Below are 19,349 nucleotides of genomic sequence, written 5' to 3'. Positions count from 1 at the left end.
GCTGCTGCTTCCTTTTATCCTTTAGCCCTGAAGAAGCTGAGAGCGTCGGTGCGCTGCCCGTTTTGCCACACCTCGAAGTGGAGGTGATTTCCGGTAGAGTTCCCTGTGGTGCCTACATAGCCGATCACCTCGCCCTGCTTGACCTCCTGGCCTGCCACCACACAGATGGAGGAACAGTGGGCATACAGGGTTTCGTAGGTGTCGTTGTGGCGCACCTTGATGTAATACCCGTACCCGCCGCCCCAGGAGTCTATCCCGTTGGCGATGGTGACGGTGCCATCCGCAGCCGCCAGGATGGGGGTGCCGCCCGGAGCACCGATGTCGGTGCCGCTGTGGTAGTCGATCTCCCCGGTGAAGGGATCCGCCCGGTAGCCGAACCAAGAGGTAATGGTGTAGCTCTGAGGCAGCGGCCATTGGAAGATGCCTGTTCCTTCCCAGTTGGTATTGGGGTCTATGATTTGCCCGCCGCCGCTGACGTAACCGCCCAGCAGTTCGGCCCACAGGTTTTCATTTTCCGGCTCTGTCATCAGGGCCAGGTATTCATTCTGCCTGTCATTGAAGTTGTATTGCTGGGCCATTTCCTCCGGTGTTTTGTGGGTGATGGTGATTTCCAGAATGGTTTCCGTCACCGTCTCCGTGCTGGTAACCTCATTTCCATTCTCATCTGTGGAAGTCACCTCTACGGAACTGCTCTCTGTGCGGGTGGTGTAGCTGATGGCGTTCATCTCCCACGTGATACTCCGCAGTTCATCCACCTGGACATCGTCCAGCGAGGCCACCTGGGAGCCATCCTCTGCGCCCGTCACTTTTGCGGAGAATACCGCAAGGACATCTTCCCAATTGACAGACAGCACCCCGTCGTTGGAGGTGATCTCCTGCCTGTCATGGGGGTTGGCGGTTTCAATCTCCTGAATGTGCGCCTGGTATTCTTCGTTGAGGTCAGCCACCGCCTGGGTCACGCTGGTCCCTGTCCCAGTGGACTCTGAACCGAAGAACAGGCCGAAGCAGGAGCCGACTATCAAAGCAATCAGGCATATCAGCAGGATGATCACCACAGCGACCCAGCCACCGGCAGCGATGGCGGCAATCAATCCCTTCATTGCCGCGATGGTCGCTTTTATGGCTGTGGCAGTCACCTTAACAGCGGCCTTGACCCCAGTGACCGTCGCTTTCGCTGTGGCTCTGGCGGCATGGGCGGCTGCCTTTGCCGCCTTTGCGGTGGCCTGGGCTGTTCTCTGCGCCACCTTAGCGGATCTCTGTGCGGTCTGGATGCTTTTGGCGCCCTGCTTGACTCCCTTCAGGGTCCTGTTGGCTGTCTTTACCGCTTTTGCCGGCTTCCCCTTGACACCCTTCACCACAGCGTTCTTGGTCTTAATTTTGGAGGCCGCACGCTTGGCGGCCTTTCCCGTTTGGGATGCGGCTTTTGAGGCGGGACCCTCGGCCTGCTTGCGAATGCGGGCTACCTCACGTTTCTCCCGCACTTTCTTGGCGGTAGTCTGCGCCAGCTTTTTGCCGCCCCGATAGGTCAAATCTGCCCCCTTCTTGGCAGTGCTCTCCATGCCGGACAGCATCTGATCCCCGGCAGTGTTGGCCGGGGCATTGGAGGACTCCCCCTGCTGGCTGGCGAAGGGCGTTTCCTTTATCTCGGAAACGGATTTCTCCTTGGACTTCAGCCACAAATCCTTCATGGCGGTTTTCGGGGCTTTGGCCGCACTCCCCAGCAGTTTGGGCTTGCCGCCCTCCGGTTTGGTCTTTATTTCTTTCAAAGGCATACCTCCTGCAAAAAAAGAATACAGGGGGTCGAAGGAGGCCCCCTGGGGAATGACAGTTTCATGGATGTTACACCCCTCTCAGGGCTTCATCCGGTTTGGTGGTCATCAGCTGGTACAAGCGGGTGTTGCGGGGAAAGCTGTTCTCGAAGGGGACGATGTTCCCGGCGCAGCGGATGAGGCCGCAGCCCGCCGACACATTGGTGATGTACCCCAGTTGGGTGTCGGAGATGTGCAGGAGGCCCGCCAACTCGTCACGGTCTGTGGCGGATTGATTCAGCAGAATGAGGAATTCGCTGTTCGCCAGCATGAGACGGGCGGTATCGGAACGGAGTAGTTCCTCCACATTCTGTGTGAGCCCTGTCACAAGGCCGTTGTACTTGCGGATGCGCTTCCACAGCTTATAGAAAAAGTCGGCGCTGTACTGATAGCGGAACAGCAGATAAAACTCGTCCGCAAACACCCAGGTGGTCTTGCCCTTCTTCCAGTTCTGAATCACCCGGTTGAAGATGGCGTCCAGCGTGACCAGCATCCCAATAGGCATGAGCTGCTCCCCAAGTTCCCGGATATCATAGGCGATGATCCTCGCCTTGGTATCCACATTGGTGGGCTGGGCAAAGGTGTTGAGGCTGCCAGTGATGAAGAGCTCGGAGGAAAGGGCAAGCCCCCTGGCCTCCGGCTCCGGCTGCTTCAGGAGGGAATGGTACAGATCCTTCAGGGTGGGTACCTCGCCCTGGTAGTTGTTGGCCATGTACTCCCGGTACACATCGTAGGTGCAGCGGTCCAGGATGGATTTCTCCTTGGCAGAAACACCTCCGGCGCCCACCAGCTGTTCAAACAGGGAGAGGACGAACTCGGATTTCTCAATCAGCGGGTTGCGCTCATCCCCATAGGCTTTGTCCATGTCCAGCGCATTGATGTGGGTATCAGAAGAGGCCGACACCCGGATCACCTCGCCGCCCAACGCTTCCGTCAGGAAGCCGAATTCGGATTCGGGGTCCAGAATGAGGATATCGTCATCGGTGGACAGGGCGATGCTGACGATCTCCTCCTTGGCGGAGAAGGATTTACCGGATCCGCTGACACCCAAACGGAAACTGTTCCCGTTGAGGAGTCTGCGGCGGTCCGCCACAATCATGTTCTTGGAAACAGCGTTCTGCCCGTAGTAGATGCCGCCGCCCTGGAGGATCTCCTGGGCGCGGAAGGGAATCAGCACCGCAGTGCTCTCGGTGGTCAGGGTGCGCAGGGCATGGATCTTCCGCAGGCCATAGGGCAGAACGGTGTCCAGACCATCCTTCTGCTGCCAGCGCAGCGTGCTCATTTGGCACAGATGCTTTCGGGACACAGTGAGGATGGTTTCGGTATCCGAGTCCAGCTGCTCCTTGGTGTCGGCCAGATGCACCAGCGTCACCAGGCCGAACATCATCCTTTGGTCTCTGTTGGTGAGGTCGTCCAGCATCTCCTTGGTTTCCTTCCTCTGCTGCTCCATATCGTAGGGCAGCACGGCGGAGAAGTTGTTGGCGGCGTTCTGCTTCCGCTGCCAGTTGGCCGCATTGGTCTCCACACCCAGCAGCTTGTTCTGGATCTCCCGCACCGCTTCGTCAGTGGGAACCGGCAGAACGTCGATGGACAGCATGAGGCTGCGGTCCATGTCGCAGAGCTCGGCAATCATGGAGTCTTTGATATAGGTGGCATAATCCTGCAGATAGAGCACCCGGCCCCATCGCTCATCGATGCGGAAGTGGTCCTTCTGAAATTCCATGGAGTCAGGGCAGAGCCAATCCTTGAAGCTGTGGCCCTTTTTCATGTGCTCTCGCAGGTCGAAGGCAAAGGCCGCAGGCTCCGAACCCTTGAAGAAATCCCGGAACAGCTGCAGCCTGGCGGCGGCGTCCAGTTCCCGCCCCACCGAGGACAGCTGAGACAGGTGATTGATGAGGTCTGTGCCTACACGGGAGAAATAGGTGCGGGCTTCATCGATATTCCGCTTGGCTACCGTGATGGTGATGTAGCGATCCTGCACCACACTGTTGTTGGTGCCGGTAACCTTGGAGAGCAGCATTTCATTGTATTCCCTGCGGAAATGGTCCAGGCCATCCTCCCGCATGGGGAGCAGCAGGGATTTCTCGAACTGCGCCTTGTCGATCCGCCGGTTGTGGATGGTAATTTTGGCGCTGGCTCCGGAATCCAGAGCGTTGAGGAGCTCTGAATAGTCCAAGAACATGGCGGTCTTATCGTCCTTGCTGGCAATGCTGTAATTGATGTCGGTAAAGGAGAAGGTTTTGGAGAACCGGCTCCCCACCTGAAAAATCCCATCCGGCCAGATGCGCTGGATGGGGATGGCGTCCTGTACGGACTTGGGGATCGTGAATTTCTCTTTTTCCAACTTCGTTGCTTTAGTAAGCGTTTTGATTATAGGCATCCGTCCTTTTCTAAGAGATTTTTGTGTTGGGCATCATCGCTCCTGCCCTTTGCGGTGCGGCTTGTGGCTGGCCCGCATGGGCGGATCCAGCGGCAGCAGATGAAGCCCGCTTTTTGCCGCCCACTCCGGCAGCTCCTGAACAGCGTGGATGGAGCTTTGGCGCAGTTCATCGAACAGAACCGCCTGCTCCGTGTCCAAATAGCGGATGGTCCAGAAGCTGGAACGCCCGTTGGGAGACACGGCTTTCAGTTTTCCTCCATCCGGCATCCGGAACCGCTCATGGCCCTGCAAATCCAAAATGGGGATGCCGTTTCGGGCCTCCCTCATGTAGCGATCCAGCGCCAGGAACGAAAAGGCGTTTACCCACAACCGGCAGTCTGTGGAGAGAAACGAGCAAACCATCCAGTAGGAGTACTTTCCGGTATTGATGCGAAACCCATGCCGTGTATCGGCACTGAGATTGTCTTGCAGAAGGCTGTCCGGGTGAGCGGCACAATAAGCACGCAGTTCTGCGGGGCTTTTCAGGATCCCTTGGCGCAGGGCATCCATCATATCGTTGAAATCGTCGGTGAATTCCGGGGTGTTGAGCCGGGGCGTGCGGTCATGCCAGGAGCTTTCAAACACCGGGGCGCTGGCATTGAGATTGTCTGTCAGATAGCCGATGCAGCCGGTTTTTTCATTCAGCACACGGTTGCTATGCCCGCCCATGGCGGCGATTTCCTCCGGGAGGATGGAGTGGATATTCATCTCCATGCCTTATTCCCCCTGGCCTTTACCCGCTGATGCTGGGGCCTGCGGTTTTTGCGCTTGTGAGGAGGCTTTTCGCCCTCCGCAATGGCTTCCTCCATTGCCTCGTAGTAGAGGCTGTCGGATTGAAACAGCAGCTTCTTCGGGTACAGGAATTCCGACTTAAACCAGGCCCAGGCCAGCTTTTCCGCAGTCATGCCATGGTACTTGAAAAAGCCGCAGGCGGCAAAGGGCGCAGCCCCAAGGATGCACATCCAGCCAACTTCCTCGCTCCCCACAAAGGGGCGCAGGCCGAAGTAGATGCCCACCGCTACGCCCACCGCCAGAAGGGAGCAGAGGAACTGCCTGGTGGACAGGCCGAAAAAGATGGACTCCTGGTAATCCCGTATTTCCTTTGGCACTTTTACTTCTATAATGCTTCACTCCTTCCGGCTCACAGGCCCAAGATTTCTTTCACGATGCGGTCACTCATCCGCACGGCGCCTACGAGGACAAGCAGGTTGAAAATGAGCTCGCCCACATAACTCCACACGGCGGTCACCGCCGAGACATTGGGATCCACCGCAGGCGGGGAGGTCGCCATGACGGAGAAGATGATGCAGGCCAATGCGATGATGGCCCCTTCCAGACACACCCCGGCATAGGAGCGGAGAAAGTTTTTCCCCACATTGCTGGTGGGTTCCCCCGCAAAGCTGGAGAGCGGAACCGGGGCGATGGCGGTGTACAGTAGGGTAAGCGCCCAACGCCTTGCCGCATTCCTGCGGTAGGTTTCCAAACGCTCCCCTCCAAACCGGACGTACACCTCTCGATGTATCCGGCTTTCCAGATATCAGTCTAACTTTCCATTGTGCAGCTTTACATGGCAGGAATGGCATAGGGCCATTGTCTTGCGCCTGCGCGCAATCATATGGCGCTCCCATTCCGCCTTACCACTTAAATCTTTCAGTTTTCGGACATGATGGATTTCAATATCCTCTGTTTCGGCTCCGCAGAACTCGCATACATGGCCCTCCAGTCGGTCTGTCAGACTTGTATAGCGGCGGTTCTCATTTGCTCTGCCAATAATGTCCGGGTTTTCCGTCACAACAACTCTGCCGTTGCGCCGCATACCCTGATTGTAGAACACCACGGACTTTGTCCCGTTTTTCGTTGGATAGGATACGGTGAAGTCCCCGTTGTGGCAGTATTTGCGGATGATTTTTCGCATACTTGTCCGATACTTTCCAGCGAAGGTCTTGTACATGCTGAACTTCATCACATAGAAGAAGGAGTTCAACACCGTTGCGTTGTTTGCCAGCCGATAATAGTTGTACATTCCCCGCACTTCTGCATTGTACTGGTTCAGAATCTCAATATCATCCAGGCGTATCAGCCCCGGACGCCGTACCGGTTCCCATACCTCTTTGTTCCCATGGGCTTTGTCGTAGCTGATTTTCAGGGTGCCATAGGAGAGCAGGCGGTTCAGCCATTTTTCCTTGGGTATATAGAGTTTAACCTTGCCAGAATAAATGCGCTGGACAGCGCCCTTTGAGGTGCGGATGCAGTTTCGGTCCTGACTAATTGTAATCAGATATCCGAGAAAACGGGCGAAATCATTGCCGTGGGTGATGAGTGTTTTTTCCGGTGACATCTCCAGATGAAGGCGCTCCCTGATGAACGCTCCCACATCGGATTTGACCTGCCTTGCATCCTCTTTGCTTCCAATCACACCAATCAGGAAGTCGTCGGCATAGCGGACGTAAACAACCCGCTTGTATTCCGTGTCCATGGGATCGCTGTAAGGAATAGAGCGCAGCTGGCTATTAAGTTCCTTTATCTGCGCCATGACCTCCCGACGTTTTTCCTCACTGATTTTTGCTCCATTGCGTTTTAGCCATTCCTGTTTTCCGCGCCGGACATCTAACGGCTTTTTGTAGGCCGGGTTGATTTTCCGTTTTGTGCCGCGGTTAAAGGTCTTGGCATATTCCGCCATGAACACGTCCAATTCATTGAGATAGATATTCGCCAGGATTGGACTAATCAGCGACCCTTGCGGGGTGCCGGAGTAGGTGTTGTAGTACACCCAGTTTTCCATATATCCCGCTTTCAGGAATTTCCAAATCAGGCCGATGAAATGCTCATCCGCAATGCGTCTGCGCAGTATCTGCACCAGCACATGATGGTCAACATGGTCAAAGCACCCTTTGATGTCGCCCTCAACAAACCATTTGACCCCCGTGTAATTCCGCTTGATATATTGCAGGGCTGTATGACAGCTCCGCTTTGGGCGAAATCCATGGGAAGTAGCACAGAAGGTAGGTTCGTAGATACTTTCCAGTATCATGCGCACCACCTCTTGTACCAGCTTGTCGTCAAAGGACGGAATACCAAGGGGGCGCGTTTTACCGTTTGCTTTCGGGATATACGTTCTTCTGGCCGGTTTCGGCTGATAGCTGAAATCCTTCAATTTTTGAATAAGGGCTTCAATTCGCTTCATACTCATGCCGTCGATTGTTTTCCCATCGCTTCCTTCTGTCATGTTGCCTGGCTTTGCTTGAATACGTTCATACGCCAGCAGATAAAATGCCGGATTGTACAGGTTTCGATAGAGCCTTTGATAGTGGTAATCTTTGTTTGCTGCTTTTGATGTTAGACTTTCCAAAACGTTCTTTGGACTTCTCATAGTGCCTCTCGCACCTTTCCATTGATAGTTTGGTTGATATCCTGCCGCCCTTCGCTATGTGCAAGGCTTTCCCTTGCTCGGACTACTACGGCGGCTCCGTTGCCATACCGGATTTTCAGGCTCTGAAAGCCATAGCCTATGAGGGCATTCCGGGTTAGGCAATCCCCGGTTAGGCAGTTTGGGACAGCGTGTTGCGATGTCGGAATGGGTTTTCGTCCGTTATCCGCTTACTGCGGTCGGCTGTCGTGGGTATCTCGCAATCGGCGTGTACATGTCACCAATTGCCACGGCATGCGGCGAATACAACTATCCTGCGCCGCCGGCTCAAGTATGCCGCCTTGGACTGCCCTTCAAGCAATCCAGCTTTATTCCTCATTCACAACGTTTCACCTTGCCGTTCAGTAGTGGTTAGATAGTTTCCCAACTTACGGCGTTGCCGATATGCTACACTCCCCATTGGGTTTCCCCTCCGGATAAATCGGTTGGTGATAGGGTAATTTGCACCTCCCTTCGGAATACCTTTTCCTACTGCCGCGCTACTGGCAGAATCCCAAATTGCCCGCAGACTGCTTTGGCTCACGCCGCAGCCCTTCCAGGCGCACTATAGAGTTTAAACATCCGGCTATACACCGTCAGAATCATGATGAACGACAAAACGGTGATGAACAGGCCGCCTAAGAGGGTCACCGCCCACAGGGGGATGGAGTCCCAAAACCCCACATCGTTGATTTTGTCGATGATCTCCTGGGGCAGTGTCGTGCTGGTGCTTCCCGACAGGCCCGACCTGGTGATGATGGTGGAAACCATGCCCTGGACAATGCGGAACACCGCCAGCATCAGATCCAGGCCATAGGTCACCGCCGCCTTTGCCAAGGCAAAGCGGACAAACAGTTTGAGGGCGTGTTCCGGGCGCTTTAGATCGGCCACGCTCGAACAGGTCTTGACTACACCAACTGCAAAGAACAGCACCAGCAAGCCAAGGCCAATGGCTTTCAGCGCATCGTTGATGTTGAGCATGACGCCCCAAATCCCACCGCCTTTGAAGGTGGCGGGATCCTGGGTGAGCAAGGTCCAGATTTCGGCCAGCTTGTCGTTCCATGTTTCCAGCGCCGAGTTCAGGTTATCTATGATCCAGTTTCCGGCTGGTCACCTCCTTCAGAAAAAATAGGCGGGAGCGCCCCTGTGGACGCCCCCGCTGCCGGAACACAGAAACTCAAGCTGTGATAAGGTCGAGGATCTCCTTGGCAAAGGTCACGACCAGGCCGCCCGCCAGGGTGAGAAAGCCCTGGGAACGCTGGGAGGGGTCATGGCTCTGGAAGGAGAGGCCCACCTGCACCACGCCCCAGCCCAGCAGAATCAGGCCGATGGCGCGGATCAGGGAAAAGATGAAAGTGGAGAGATTGTTCACTACTGTCAGCGGATCGCTGGCGGCGAAGGCAGTGGTAGAAAGACAGCCGACACACAGCACGGTGGCGGCATAGATGGAAAACCCGCAGCGGCCCTTTCTGCCAAGAGGCAGGGCACCCTGGGGTCTGTCGTTCTTCTTGCTATGATTTTTCTTGGAAATCCAATGATGCAGAATATTCTTCAGAAGCATTCCTCCAATTCATTGTGTAGTTTAAGGCTTCAAAAAATCCTCCGGATCCAGCAGTTCGAAATCCTCGTACTGCTCCGGAGAATAGTCCAAATCGTTTGCGGCGTCTTTCGCCTGGGTATAGTCGTAGGGCGCAGCGCCCCCATCTTCGGTAAGCCGGATATTGGGGTGGCGCATCAGGTCGTACTTATCGTCCAGCATGGGGCGTTCCCCACGGACGAACAAAATCGCCTTGCGGTTGTCCACCATCCGTACCTCGTCGGGGGTGAGCAGTTCCCTACCCGTCTGCTGGTCGTTGACGCTGAAGCTGCCGCTTCGCCCACGGCTGTGGCCGTAGGTGTTGGTATCCAGCGTTTCCTTGCCCATGAGCTCGGAGACGTACTTGTGGGTTTCTTTCTCGTTGCCGCCGAGATATAAAAACTCATCGCATAGGCCCACCAGGGACTCCCACTGCTCCTTGAACAGCGCCTTGAGCTGGGCCATGTTCTGCGCGATGTAGGAACAAAAGATGTTCCGGCTCCGCATGGTGGAAAGCCAAGGCAGGAAGTTGTCCGTAGGCAGGGCAATGTTGGGCGCTTCATCGATGAGGAGATGCACTGGCACCGGCAGGCGGCCCTTGTATTTCCGGTCCGCCACATAGTACAGGGTCTGGATGAGCTGGCCGTAAATCATGCCCACAAGGTAGTTGAGGGATTTATCGCTGTCCGGAATGCAGCAGAACAGGGCCACCTTCTTTTCACCCAATTCCTCCAGATGGAGGTCGTCGGTATAGGTGAGCCGGGCAATCTGCGGCAGGTTGAAGGCGGACAGCCGGACACCAACACTAATCAAAATGGATTTTAGAGTTTTTCCGGCCCCCATCTTGAACACATGGTATTGCTTCACGGCGATGCTCTCCGGGTCCCGCATCTCCAGACGGGCGAACAGGATGTCCAAGGGGGACTCGTATTCCTCATCTTCTTCTCGGACTTCCGCAGCCGCCAGCATCTCCATCACCATGGCGAAGTTCTGTTCTTCCTTTGGGGCTTCATGCATGAGATAGAGCACCAGGGCCTGGAGCAGCGCCGTTTCCGATTTGGTCCAGAACGGGTCGCTGCTCTGTGCTCCCGGCGGGGTGGTGGATTGGATGAGGGTTTCGATGAGGCGAAGCACGTCTTTGTCATCCCGCACATAGGCCAAGGGGTTGTAGCAGAAGGAGGTGTCGGGGCTGAGCAGGTCGAACACCCGCACGTCATAGCCATTGGCTTTCAGAGCCCCGCCGGTTTTCCGCAGGATCTCGGATTTCGGATCGCAAATCACCATGGAGCAGTTCCCACAATTCAGGGCGTTGGGAATGGCATAGGAGCGGCTTTTTCCGGCGCCGCTGCCCCCAATCACCAGCACATTGGTATTGCGCTTGTGTTTATGACCGTCCAGCCCCATCTGAAAGTGCTGGGTCAGGATGAGGTTTTCCTTCGGGTGCTTCTTATCCCGGTACCGCTTGGCGATCTGAAACGCATCGCCCCATTGGGCGGAGCCGTGTTCCGCACCACGGCGGTGGTTCTTCCGGCTGGAGGCCACCGTCAGCGCCACGATCCCATACCCCATGGTAAAGAACAGCAGGCACTGAGCGGAATACTCTGTCCAGTGGATGGCAAAAGGATTGTTCATGGCCACGGAGAGTTTCCCCAGCAGATCCACGAGGTTCATCCCCGCGCTCCAGCTTCCGGCCACCAAAAGGGCAGCCCACCAAACGATGGGCAGCGGCAGCAGCCACACCCACCATGGATTTTTCCGTGCAGCTATACCGTCGAAGGAGCACCCACCCCTTCCTGCTTTTGAAGATGCTCTTTCAGCAGGCGGAAGAACTCACGGCTTGTGAGAGAGATGCCGGCTTGCCGGCACTGCTGTTCGAACTGAAAGCGCAGTCCCAGCTGCCGCACAGAGTAATCCGCCCGGAACTGCCGCCAGGTATGGTCATCCATGGCTCGGAGTTTTTGCCACAGTTCTGGAAAAAGGGCGTAGAGCTTCCGAAGTTCACTGAGCGGCTGCAATGGACAGCACCAGCAGGACACACGCCGGAAAACATCGTACAGGCCGCCCCAATCGAATCCTCTCTCCCGGCAGTAGCGCAGGCAGTCGGCTTCGGTCATGCCCCAATCTACCAAGGGATAGCAGTATTCCCGCACCCGACGGGCTTCGTCGGCGGCAATGCCTACATATTGGACGATGTGGTATTCCTGCTTTAGTTCCTTCAAGTAAGCGTTAATGACCCGGTGCTTCAACCGTCCGGTACACCAGCGTTGCTTGGGGCCGGGCCAGCTGAGGCCGCGGTATTTGGACAGGGCCGGATTCTTTCGCTCTGGCGAATACTCATAGAAAAAGTATTCGAAGCTGTGGGGCGGTTTTAGCCGGGTGATGGCCCTGCCGGTGTACTGCTCCACCTTGTCCAGATGCTCGTACATCTGAGGAAACTCCAATCCGGTGTCGCAGAAAAGGATAACGTCTACCGGCATCTTTTCCTCCAGCATACGCAGCAGCAGGGCGGTGCTGTCTTTCCCGCCGGATAATGAAATTACGTGTTTTGTGCTTTTCTTATAGATCCCTCCTTTTTGCAGAAAACAAAAAAAGCCCCCCGAAGCCCATGGGGAGAACCCACAGGCTTCGGGGGAGTGAATGGACTTATCTGACCGGCGTGTGCCGGTACTTGCTGTTCAACAGCTTGAGGAGAATGCGGTCAAACCCGACGCTACTCCGTCCTGCCGACAGATAGGCGTTGCGCTTCCGGTTTAGGGCCTGTACCGCCCGCCCGAATTCCTCATCGCTCAGGTACAGCCTGCGGCGGGGAGCACGGACGGTTTTCGCAGCAAGGGAACGCATTTCCTCGGCCTGTTCAGGCTGCACATCATTCTGTGTATCGCAAAGGGCTTTGACCAGCATATCCTGTTCCAGCTGGCTCATCTTAAACATCCTTTGCTTTTCCATAGGTACCCCTGCCTTTCTTTTGTTTTTCATCATCACCATATCACAACGCCTTGTAGAAAGCTACCGCACAGAAGAAAACAAACGGAAAACTCTCGGCGGATGCCGTTATCTGGCCGCTTCCTTTTCCTTGTCCTCTTTGGCCTTGGGCGCTTTGGCGGGCTTGGGAGACTCTACGGAGAATTCATCCGGCTGGATGGTCTGCTCCATCTCTCGAAAACTCCGCTGCATATCCCGGTTGATGGCATAGGCCGCCCGCTTGACGTCGCTGATGAACCCCTTCTTCTCCTGGACTTCCATCCCGGCGCAGGTCTGGCACACCTTATCAAAGTGGAAAGCGGAGGTGTTCAGCCCAAGTTTCTGCGCTACTACGTAGGCCGCACAATAGGCCTGGGGCGCATACGCCTGCCGGTAGTAGCCGCTGCCTACGGTGTCAAAACCGGCATGGGCCTGCTCACGGGCGATGGCGCAGATCGTAGCGGTTTCATCCATCCCGTTCCTCACATAGATGGTGCGCTGCTTGGGGACATACTGCGCCTGCACTCCTTGGGGCAGCTGATCGGAAATGGCCAGTGGAACAGGGCTCTGCTCCACCAGGGCGGCGATGATCTCCTCCGGCAGCCGCTGCTGGGAGGGCAAGGGCTGCTGGCCCCTGGTCTGAGAGATGTCAAAGGCTTTGGTGATGGTGAAACCGCTGCCCTTGGTGCCATCCTCCCGTTCATACTCCTGGTCGGCGTAGAACGCATACCCCGTCACACCGCTTCGCAGGGAACGCCCGGCTTCTTTCCACTTGTCGAAGGTACGGGGGTGGGTGATGGTGGGATCCTGTTCATAGAGGATGAGAAGGTTCCGGGTGCTCTGCGGGGTGCACTGTGCCATGAAATTGAGAAACCCTTTCATGGAGGCGTCATCCCGGAACACCTCCTGGGCCTGGGCGTCCACCCGTGCCTGGAGTTCTTCCCGTTCCGCCTTTCGCATGGCGGCGTATTCCTCTTTGGAAAGGCGGGGTGTCTCCTGCTGGGGCTGCTGCTCCTGCTGTTTGCCAATCAATGTACTTAAATCGATACTGCATTACCTTCCTTTCTGCTTTTTCTTTTTTCTGCTGCGGCCGGGCGCAGTGTGCTCACGCTGAGGCTGCCTGGCCCGTTCCTCCTTCTTCTGGGCCTGCTCCTGCCGGATCTCCTGCAGCTGTTTTCTCACGGAGGGCTTTTGCTCAGGCGCCGACTCACTGCCGGTTGGACCGGGCGAAGAACTTCTGTCGGGCGAGGAATTCTCTGACGGACTCTTTGCCGCCTCCCCCTGCACAGGTTCCTTCTCCCGGCCAGGAGTAAAATTTGCCCCTTCCTCCCGGTCCGGTACGGAGGAGAGTTCAATCTCATCCTCGAAGCCGCCCACCTCAAATTCCACCGCACCATGCTCCGTCTGGACGGTTTCCGTCCTGCTGGGGGCAGCGGCGGCGGGAGGCTGTTTCTCCTGCACAGGCGCTTTCTCCACAGTGGCGTCACCAGCCTGGGCCGCAACGTAATCCAGGCCGAGGTTGTCATAGATGCGCTGGATCTTGGAGGCGTCATCAGCAAACACGACTACCTCGATGCGGTCAGACTTCTGCCGGTTCCGAATGGGGACGTATAGGAGTCCGTGCTCCTTGGCTTCCCTGGCAAATTCCTTCATATAACTTACCGGCACCTTAAAGAATTTGAAAGGGCGCTGTTCTTTGAGCATCCGTACCAGCCGCGTCTTACCACGGGTTTTCTTCTGATCCTTTAATACCGCATAGACGAACAGCGCAAAATTCTTTGCTGCCAGCCCCGACAGCTTGAGGGCTACCTCGGTACCCTCAAGGGTAAATCGGACGATTTGGTCGGCGGGATCGCTTCCGTAGTTCAGTCAAATCACCTCGCTTTCACCGCTCCAAATCACGGGAGCGTTTCTGTTTTTCCTTTTCCGGTGCGAAGACCTTGGAGAAGGAATCTTCACCGGGGATAAGAGACAGGGCGGAACCGTTGTCCCATTCGACTCCAAGCTGCCCAATATCGTCTACATAGACAACCGTACCCATGGTGCCAGGCGGCGGGGCCTGGGCGTCATCCATGGAGTGCAGGATGATACGGGTTCCGGCAGGATATCGCTGCCGGAGGCGTTCCACCTGTTCTCTACTGGGGATCCTGTTCAATCGATCACCTCCTGGGTCCGTCTTTCGTTTTACGTTCTTGCTGTTTTTCTTCCCGTTCCTGACGCTGACGATCTTCCTCTTGGGCCGCCAGCAGGCGCTGTTCCATCTCCACAGAGTGGGTTTCAATATTCCGGCACAGTTTGGCGGTATGGCGAAGCTGCCGAAGCTTCTCAGTGATGGCGCTGATCTGCGGGGAGTCCGGCTCGTAGCGGTAGAGCTTCTGGCGCTGCTTTAACAGCACGGCGATTTCATCCTCTGCTTGCTGCCGGAGGCTGGCCAGCTGGCCACGATCCTCTACATGATGCTGAAAAATGAACTCAGCCTGCTCGATCCGCTGGTCCAGCTTGCGGATATCCTCCCGCACGGCATAGCTGGGGTAGGGCGGTTTCTTGCGAAGCACCCCCACCTTATATAAGTAGGAATAATAAAGCGCCCGCAGTCCGGTGAGCTTGCGGGGCTGCGCTTCCCCAAGGAGAACAAGCAGCCCATGGGCGGGCGGTGTTCTTTTCCCAGCCGGTGCGGAGCGCCTGGGGTACAGGATGCGGCGCTGAATGGCTTCGGGCGTGTAGTTTTTGCCCAGGGTCTTGAACCGGACAGGCCGATCCTTACCAGGCGGCTTCAACGTCATGTACTTGCGGTCAAAGCGGAAGGTGTATCCCTGTTGCTCCAGCACCCGCAGGAACTGCTTCCATGTGAGAGAGGCAGTGATGGCGGCGTCTACATCCTGCTGGATGACAGTTTTCCAAGTGGGCTTTCCCTCTTGCTCGGCCAGCCATTGGGCATAGGGACGGGCCACCCGTTCCGATTTCTCGGTGTCGATGACCGAGAGATGGTATTTCCGGCACAGTTCATCGGAAATCCGGCGCACCCCGGTGACATAGCTTTTTTCATTGCTCCGGTACTTTTTCCCCGTTTGGATGGAAACGGAATTCCACACCAAATGGTTGTGGATATGCCCGGTGTTCAAATGGGTGCTGATGACCACTTGAAATTTGCCATCCAGCAGACGGTCCGCAAGCTCCCGGCCAATCTGATGGGCCAATTCCGGCGTTACCTCCCCAGCGGCGAAACTCTGTACCAGGTGGAAGCCCTGCACCCCTTTTTCCTTGTGCCACATCTTTTTAATCTGGCACATATCCGCAAAGGCGGAATCCAGCATACAGCCAATGGCGGAGCAGAACAGGTCCTGCTCGGTTTTATCCTTGTTGAGGGCATAGTCCATCGCCGCCTGCAGGGAATCTGCGTTTTGGGAACGGGAGGATTTTTTCTCATCCAGGACATAGTCCACGCTATTGTCCAGGCGGTGCACGGGGATAATGCTGGTGTACGCCATTTACCAGTTCTCCTTCACTTCCTTCCAGACCGCACGGGCGATGCTGGTCATTTCCTCCACGCTCTGCTGGCTGGCCTCGCCATAGGTGTTTGCGACCTTGGCAAGCTGGTTGGCATTATTGCAGAGACCCGCCACTTTGTGAAGCAGGTCGGCATGGTGGGTGCAGGGCCTCGCCTGCAGCTGCGCCCCCATGATGAGGGAGCGCAGGAATTCCTCACGGGCAAGGCCGCTGAGCTTCACCTGAGCCCCCAGATGAGCCAGTTCTTTTTTGTTCAAATGGAGGGGGATGATATGGTTTCGTTTTCTCATGTGGACTCCTTTAGCGTTCCGGCTCATTCCTTTTTCGTGCTTTCACTTGCTCCGGCGCTTTTGCTGGGTATTCATAGTGGACGGGGGCATCCCGCAGCCGAAGCCTGCTGCAATCCGGGGCAAAGGCGGCGTAACGGGCATAAGAATACCCCTCCGCTTCCACCAGGACGCCATCCCTGCTGGTTTCGCCTTTGACGAGCACACAGTGCCAGCACAGGTCGCCGGGGTCAAACCACATCTTGCCGTTGTACTCGAACAGGAAAATCTGATCTTCCACAAGGCCGCATTCCTGGAACTGACGGTACTGCTCATCGGTGAGGATGACGATCTGCTCCACCCGAAACCCCGTTTGGCGCTCTGGAGCAGTGGTTCCGGGATGCTCTGCCATGATATCCTCCATGCAGCGAGGCCGATGATGGAACACAGCCCGTTCCTGGTACACCTTCGGATCTTCTAAAACCATGCGTTCCACCGGAACGCCTTTTAAGTCCACCTTGCGGTAATCCTTCCCATAGCCCAGGTACAGGGTATTCCTTCGCTGTGAGATGAGCAGATGCTCTGCCTGCCCTTCTGCCCGTACCATCAGGCAGCGGAACAACCCGCCCGGATCGGCGCTGAGAAGGTTCCGGTTGTCTTGCAGGAACGGATAATCCGGGGAGATATCCTCCGAGAGCTTGTCAAAATCCGCTTTGCTCAGAAGGATGACCTTTTCGACCCTGAGAACACCCGGAACAAAGTTCGTTTTCTTTTGGCGCAGGGCATCCCATGATTTTATATTTGCCGCAAATGCGGCGTACTGCATTTGGCTCATGTTTCACCTCGTATTTCATGAAATCAGCCGGGGGTTTGGGGTGCTCCCCAAGAATGCCTTTGGATATCCAAAGGCTATGCTTGCAAAACCAGTCACCGGCTGGGAAAGAAGCGACCTGCGCCGCAGGTCAGATGACGTTGTCCTCGCCAGCTTCTTTGATTCTGGCCAGACCATCCAGTGTGGTGCAGATGATGTTCCTCTTTTCGGCCATCCCGATTTCTGCGGACATGGAGTTGCTGATCTCCTTGCCGCATACCACCAGCATCCGGCACCGGCCCAGCTTCTGGCGGGCAATATTGTGAAAATCCCTCTTTTCATCGGCGTTGTCCAGCGCAAGGTACTGCCCATCGTTCAATTTGGGGTAAATGGGGACGTATCCCAGCTCGTAAACTTTTCGGCAGTACCGCTTCAAAAGGCGGGGAGCCGTATCCGCAGCTGTGCAGATGTAGGCAAAGGCTTTTTCCATGGCAATGTTTCCTTTCTTTGTAGGTAATCAGGCAGGCTATCCATGTGGATAGCCTGCCTGGGTTTGGGGTTGTTGGCGGCTATCCACATGGATAGCCATGGAGATTATTCAGCGGTTTCCGGCTGGGCCTCAAGCGCAAAACGCACCCGGTCCGAGCCCAGCTTGTAGTAGGCGTCGGTCACCTCAATGCCCACGGCCTCGTACCCCTCCAGCCTGGCTGCCAGCACGGTGGTTCCGGCCCCGCAGAAGGGGTCGAGGATCCTTCCTCCCGGCACACAAATCTTCACAAGATCCCTCATGAGCTGCAGGGGCTTTTCGGTGACATGGGTGCGGTTTTGCGGATTGGCATAGCGGAACACCCCCGGCAGGCAGCCCACCGGGCGGCTCACCGGCATGGGGCCGTTGGAGCCCCACACCACATATTCGCTCTGCTGGCGGAAACGCCCTTTCTGCGGGCGGCTGGTCATCTTATCCCACACCACGCAGCCCCGCCAAATCCATCCGGCCCATTGCAAAGCGTCGGTGATGGAGGGGTACTGCCGCCAATCGATGAACAGGCAGACGGGCGCACCCGGCTTGCAGGCTTTGCGGGCATCGTACAGCCACTCGGCCATCCAGCGGGTCCAGCTTCTCTGATCCCGATTGTCCCCGTCGAAGTCGGGCGGAGCGTTCTTGGGGTCCATGCTGCTGTACTTCTGTGTGGTTGTGCGGTTTTTCTCTGCAGGTTTCCAGCCGCCCGAAGCATAGGGCGGGTCAGTGATGAGGGCATCGAACACCTGGGGCTTGAACGCACGGATGATCTGCAGGGTGTCCCCATGCAGAATGGTCCATCCATCCCCGCCGTTGTGCTCGATAGGCAAAGTGGATTCTTCTACAACTTGAGCAAGTTCGTTCTTTTGGTTCAGAGGCATCATCCTTCCTGTTTTGTTTTTATCGTTCCTCACCCCGATGGCGCTTTTTAACGGAGGTTTTCTGCTTGGGCTGGAAACCTGGCGGCGGGGTGAGGGCAGGCGATTCACGCTTGAATTTGCGCTCGATGGCGATATCGTCCGGCCCGATGTGGAGCACATCGCTGGTGGGATTGTCTATGGTGACCCCAGGCAAAATCACAGCGGTTTCCCGCACTTCGATCTCCCCGCCAAGTTCACCATAGACAGTGGCTCCCTCCATGACCACGGGGATGCCGCCGGTTACGGAATTGGCAAAGAGCTTGGCGTTCCCGGAAATATGGACATTGCCGTGAACGTACCCGGCAGTGATGATGGCGTAATCCTCTATGATGGCGTTTCCACCGATCCTGCTTGGGCCGGAGATGGCCGCACAGCCACGGGCGCAGGCCTGATCCCACAGGATGGCGTTTCCGTACACATAGGCTTCCTCCGCTGCGACAGCGTTTCCCGCAATCCAGCACTGGCCCTCCTGACTCAGATTTTCCTCCGATTGGACAAAGCCGCCCAGGTCACCGGCATGGACGTCCTCCCGCACATCCCGCAGAGCCCGGATGCGGTGCAGCCACGGATAATGTGGATGGGCGATGTTGGTGATTTCATACTTTTTCTCATTCATCTGGCGTCACCCCGTTCCTTCCTGGATCTCACAGGCGGTTTTACCGACAGCTCGGTTTCCACATACTCGCTGATGATAGACAGGGCTTTTCCGTAGTCGCCGGATCTGTAGACACGGTCCGTCATCTCCTTGGCCTGCTCCGGCTGTCCGCTTCTCTTGAGAAGCTGGGAAGCCTTGCCGAGGATAAAGAAGATGTTTCCGTCCATGCCGGCCAGCTTCATTTTGGGGTGTTTGGGAACAGACGGCTCTTTTGTAGGCTCTGCGGCCTGCACCGGCACGGCTTCGAAGGAGAAGGAGTCCTCGTTCCAAAAATGGACGTAGAGCGTACCATCATCCGTATAGATTTCCCACTGCTCGAAGCCTTCGCCCCAGCCATCCTTATGTGAAGTTTCACATAACGATGGTAATGCCAAGTGGTTGTTAATGTAAAGTGAAAGCGAGAAAGAGCTGAAAATACAGCACTTTCCCGCTAAATACTTTGCATAATATTTTGTTTTTTCTTGTGAGTTCATTAGAATTGCCTCTCTTTCTGTTAAGAT

At 56.1% G+C, this 19,349-nt stretch carries 19 protein-coding genes and 2 pseudogenes; all 21 read right to left on the bottom strand.

Features of this window, described 5'->3' with window-relative positions:
- Positions 1-14 precede the first annotated feature (14 nt).
- Positions 15-1,766, bottom strand: coding sequence for a M23 family metallopeptidase (locus B5G37_RS15705; RefSeq protein ID WP_242962780.1), 1,752 nt, complete (start codon positions 1,764-1,766; stop codon positions 15-17).
- Positions 1,767-1,839: 73 nt separating this feature from the next.
- Positions 1,840-4,188: a TraE family protein gene (locus tag B5G37_RS06145; protein ID WP_087255478.1), complete on the bottom strand. Its 2,349-nt coding sequence runs from the start codon at positions 4,186-4,188 to the stop codon at positions 1,840-1,842.
- Positions 4,189-4,221: 33 nt separating this feature from the next.
- Complete coding sequence (locus B5G37_RS06140; protein ID WP_087255476.1) at positions 4,222-4,941, bottom strand: hypothetical protein; 720 nt, start codon at positions 4,939-4,941, stop codon at positions 4,222-4,224.
- Complete coding sequence (locus B5G37_RS06135) at positions 4,932-5,348, bottom strand: PrgI family protein (protein WP_087255473.1); 417 nt, start codon at positions 5,346-5,348, stop codon at positions 4,932-4,934. Before B5G37_RS06135 ends, B5G37_RS06140 begins: the two co-directional genes overlap by 10 nt.
- Positions 5,349-5,368: 20 nt before the next feature.
- Positions 5,369-5,662, bottom strand: a pseudogene (locus tag B5G37_RS06130) (hypothetical protein); the annotation flags it as partial.
- Between the two features lie 102 nt (positions 5,663-5,764).
- Complete coding sequence (locus B5G37_RS06125; RefSeq protein ID WP_087255465.1) at positions 5,765-7,597, bottom strand: reverse transcriptase domain-containing protein; 1,833 nt, start codon at positions 7,595-7,597, stop codon at positions 5,765-5,767.
- Between the two features lie 603 nt (positions 7,598-8,200).
- Positions 8,201-8,665 (bottom strand): annotated as a pseudogene (locus B5G37_RS06120) (hypothetical protein); the annotation flags it as partial.
- Between the two features lie 145 nt (positions 8,666-8,810).
- On the bottom strand, positions 8,811-9,188 hold the full coding sequence (locus B5G37_RS06115) for a glutamyl-tRNA amidotransferase (RefSeq protein ID WP_242962786.1): 378 nt from the start codon (positions 9,186-9,188) through the stop codon (positions 8,811-8,813).
- A gap of 27 nt (positions 9,189-9,215) precedes the next feature.
- Positions 9,216-10,880 carry a type IV secretory system conjugative DNA transfer family protein gene (locus tag B5G37_RS06110; protein ID WP_242962778.1) on the bottom strand — a complete coding sequence of 555 codons (1,665 nt, stop codon included), beginning with the start codon at positions 10,878-10,880 and terminating at the stop codon, positions 9,216-9,218.
- A gap of 92 nt (positions 10,881-10,972) precedes the next feature.
- On the bottom strand, positions 10,973-11,746 hold the full coding sequence (locus B5G37_RS06105) for a phosphoadenosine phosphosulfate reductase family protein (RefSeq protein ID WP_275532974.1): 774 nt from the start codon (positions 11,744-11,746) through the stop codon (positions 10,973-10,975).
- Between the two features lie 106 nt (positions 11,747-11,852).
- Positions 11,853-12,155, bottom strand: coding sequence for a hypothetical protein (locus B5G37_RS06100; RefSeq protein WP_143482882.1), 303 nt, complete (start codon positions 12,153-12,155; stop codon positions 11,853-11,855).
- Positions 12,156-12,260: 105 nt separating this feature from the next.
- Positions 12,261-13,202 (bottom strand): ArdC-like ssDNA-binding domain-containing protein, encoded by a 942-nt coding sequence (locus B5G37_RS06095; protein WP_242962776.1) that lies wholly within the window; start codon positions 13,200-13,202, stop codon positions 12,261-12,263.
- A gap of 21 nt (positions 13,203-13,223) precedes the next feature.
- A complete protein-coding gene (locus B5G37_RS06090; protein WP_275532973.1) occupies positions 13,224-13,958 on the bottom strand; it encodes a PcfB family protein in 735 nt (244 codons plus the stop codon).
- Positions 13,959-14,055: 97 nt separating this feature from the next.
- Positions 14,056-14,325, bottom strand: a complete 270-nt coding sequence (locus tag B5G37_RS06085) for a DUF4314 domain-containing protein (protein ID WP_087255444.1) — start codon at positions 14,323-14,325, stop codon at positions 14,056-14,058.
- Positions 14,326-14,329: 4 nt separating this feature from the next.
- Positions 14,330-15,658 (bottom strand): relaxase/mobilization nuclease domain-containing protein, encoded by a 1,329-nt coding sequence (locus B5G37_RS06080; protein ID WP_087255441.1) that lies wholly within the window; start codon positions 15,656-15,658, stop codon positions 14,330-14,332.
- A complete protein-coding gene (mobC, locus tag B5G37_RS06075) occupies positions 15,659-15,967 on the bottom strand; it encodes a plasmid mobilization relaxosome protein MobC (protein WP_087255438.1) in 309 nt (102 codons plus the stop codon).
- A gap of 10 nt (positions 15,968-15,977) precedes the next feature.
- Positions 15,978-16,778, bottom strand: a complete 801-nt coding sequence (locus B5G37_RS06070) for a DUF6329 domain-containing protein (protein ID WP_087255435.1) — start codon at positions 16,776-16,778, stop codon at positions 15,978-15,980.
- Between the two features lie 127 nt (positions 16,779-16,905).
- Positions 16,906-17,244: a hypothetical protein gene (locus tag B5G37_RS06065; RefSeq protein ID WP_087255432.1), complete on the bottom strand. Its 339-nt coding sequence runs from the start codon at positions 17,242-17,244 to the stop codon at positions 16,906-16,908.
- A 104-nt stretch (positions 17,245-17,348) separates the two neighbouring features.
- Positions 17,349-18,158: a site-specific DNA-methyltransferase gene (locus tag B5G37_RS06060; RefSeq protein WP_087255429.1), complete on the bottom strand. Its 810-nt coding sequence runs from the start codon at positions 18,156-18,158 to the stop codon at positions 17,349-17,351.
- 16 nt (positions 18,159-18,174) lie between these two features.
- Positions 18,175-18,810, bottom strand: coding sequence for a hypothetical protein (locus B5G37_RS06055; RefSeq protein WP_087255426.1), 636 nt, complete (start codon positions 18,808-18,810; stop codon positions 18,175-18,177).
- Positions 18,807-19,322 carry a hypothetical protein gene (locus B5G37_RS06050; protein WP_204217868.1) on the bottom strand — a complete coding sequence of 172 codons (516 nt, stop codon included), beginning with the start codon at positions 19,320-19,322 and terminating at the stop codon, positions 18,807-18,809. Before B5G37_RS06050 ends, B5G37_RS06055 begins: the two co-directional genes overlap by 4 nt.
- Between the last annotated feature and the right edge of the window lie 27 nt (positions 19,323-19,349).

Source organism: Pseudoflavonifractor sp. An85 (assembly GCF_002161235.1).
In the GTDB taxonomy this organism is placed as follows: Bacteria; Bacillota; Clostridia; order Oscillospirales; family Oscillospiraceae; genus Enterenecus.
Note: the sequence above shows the minus strand (reverse complement) of the source record. Positions and strands in the feature narration are given on the sequence as shown.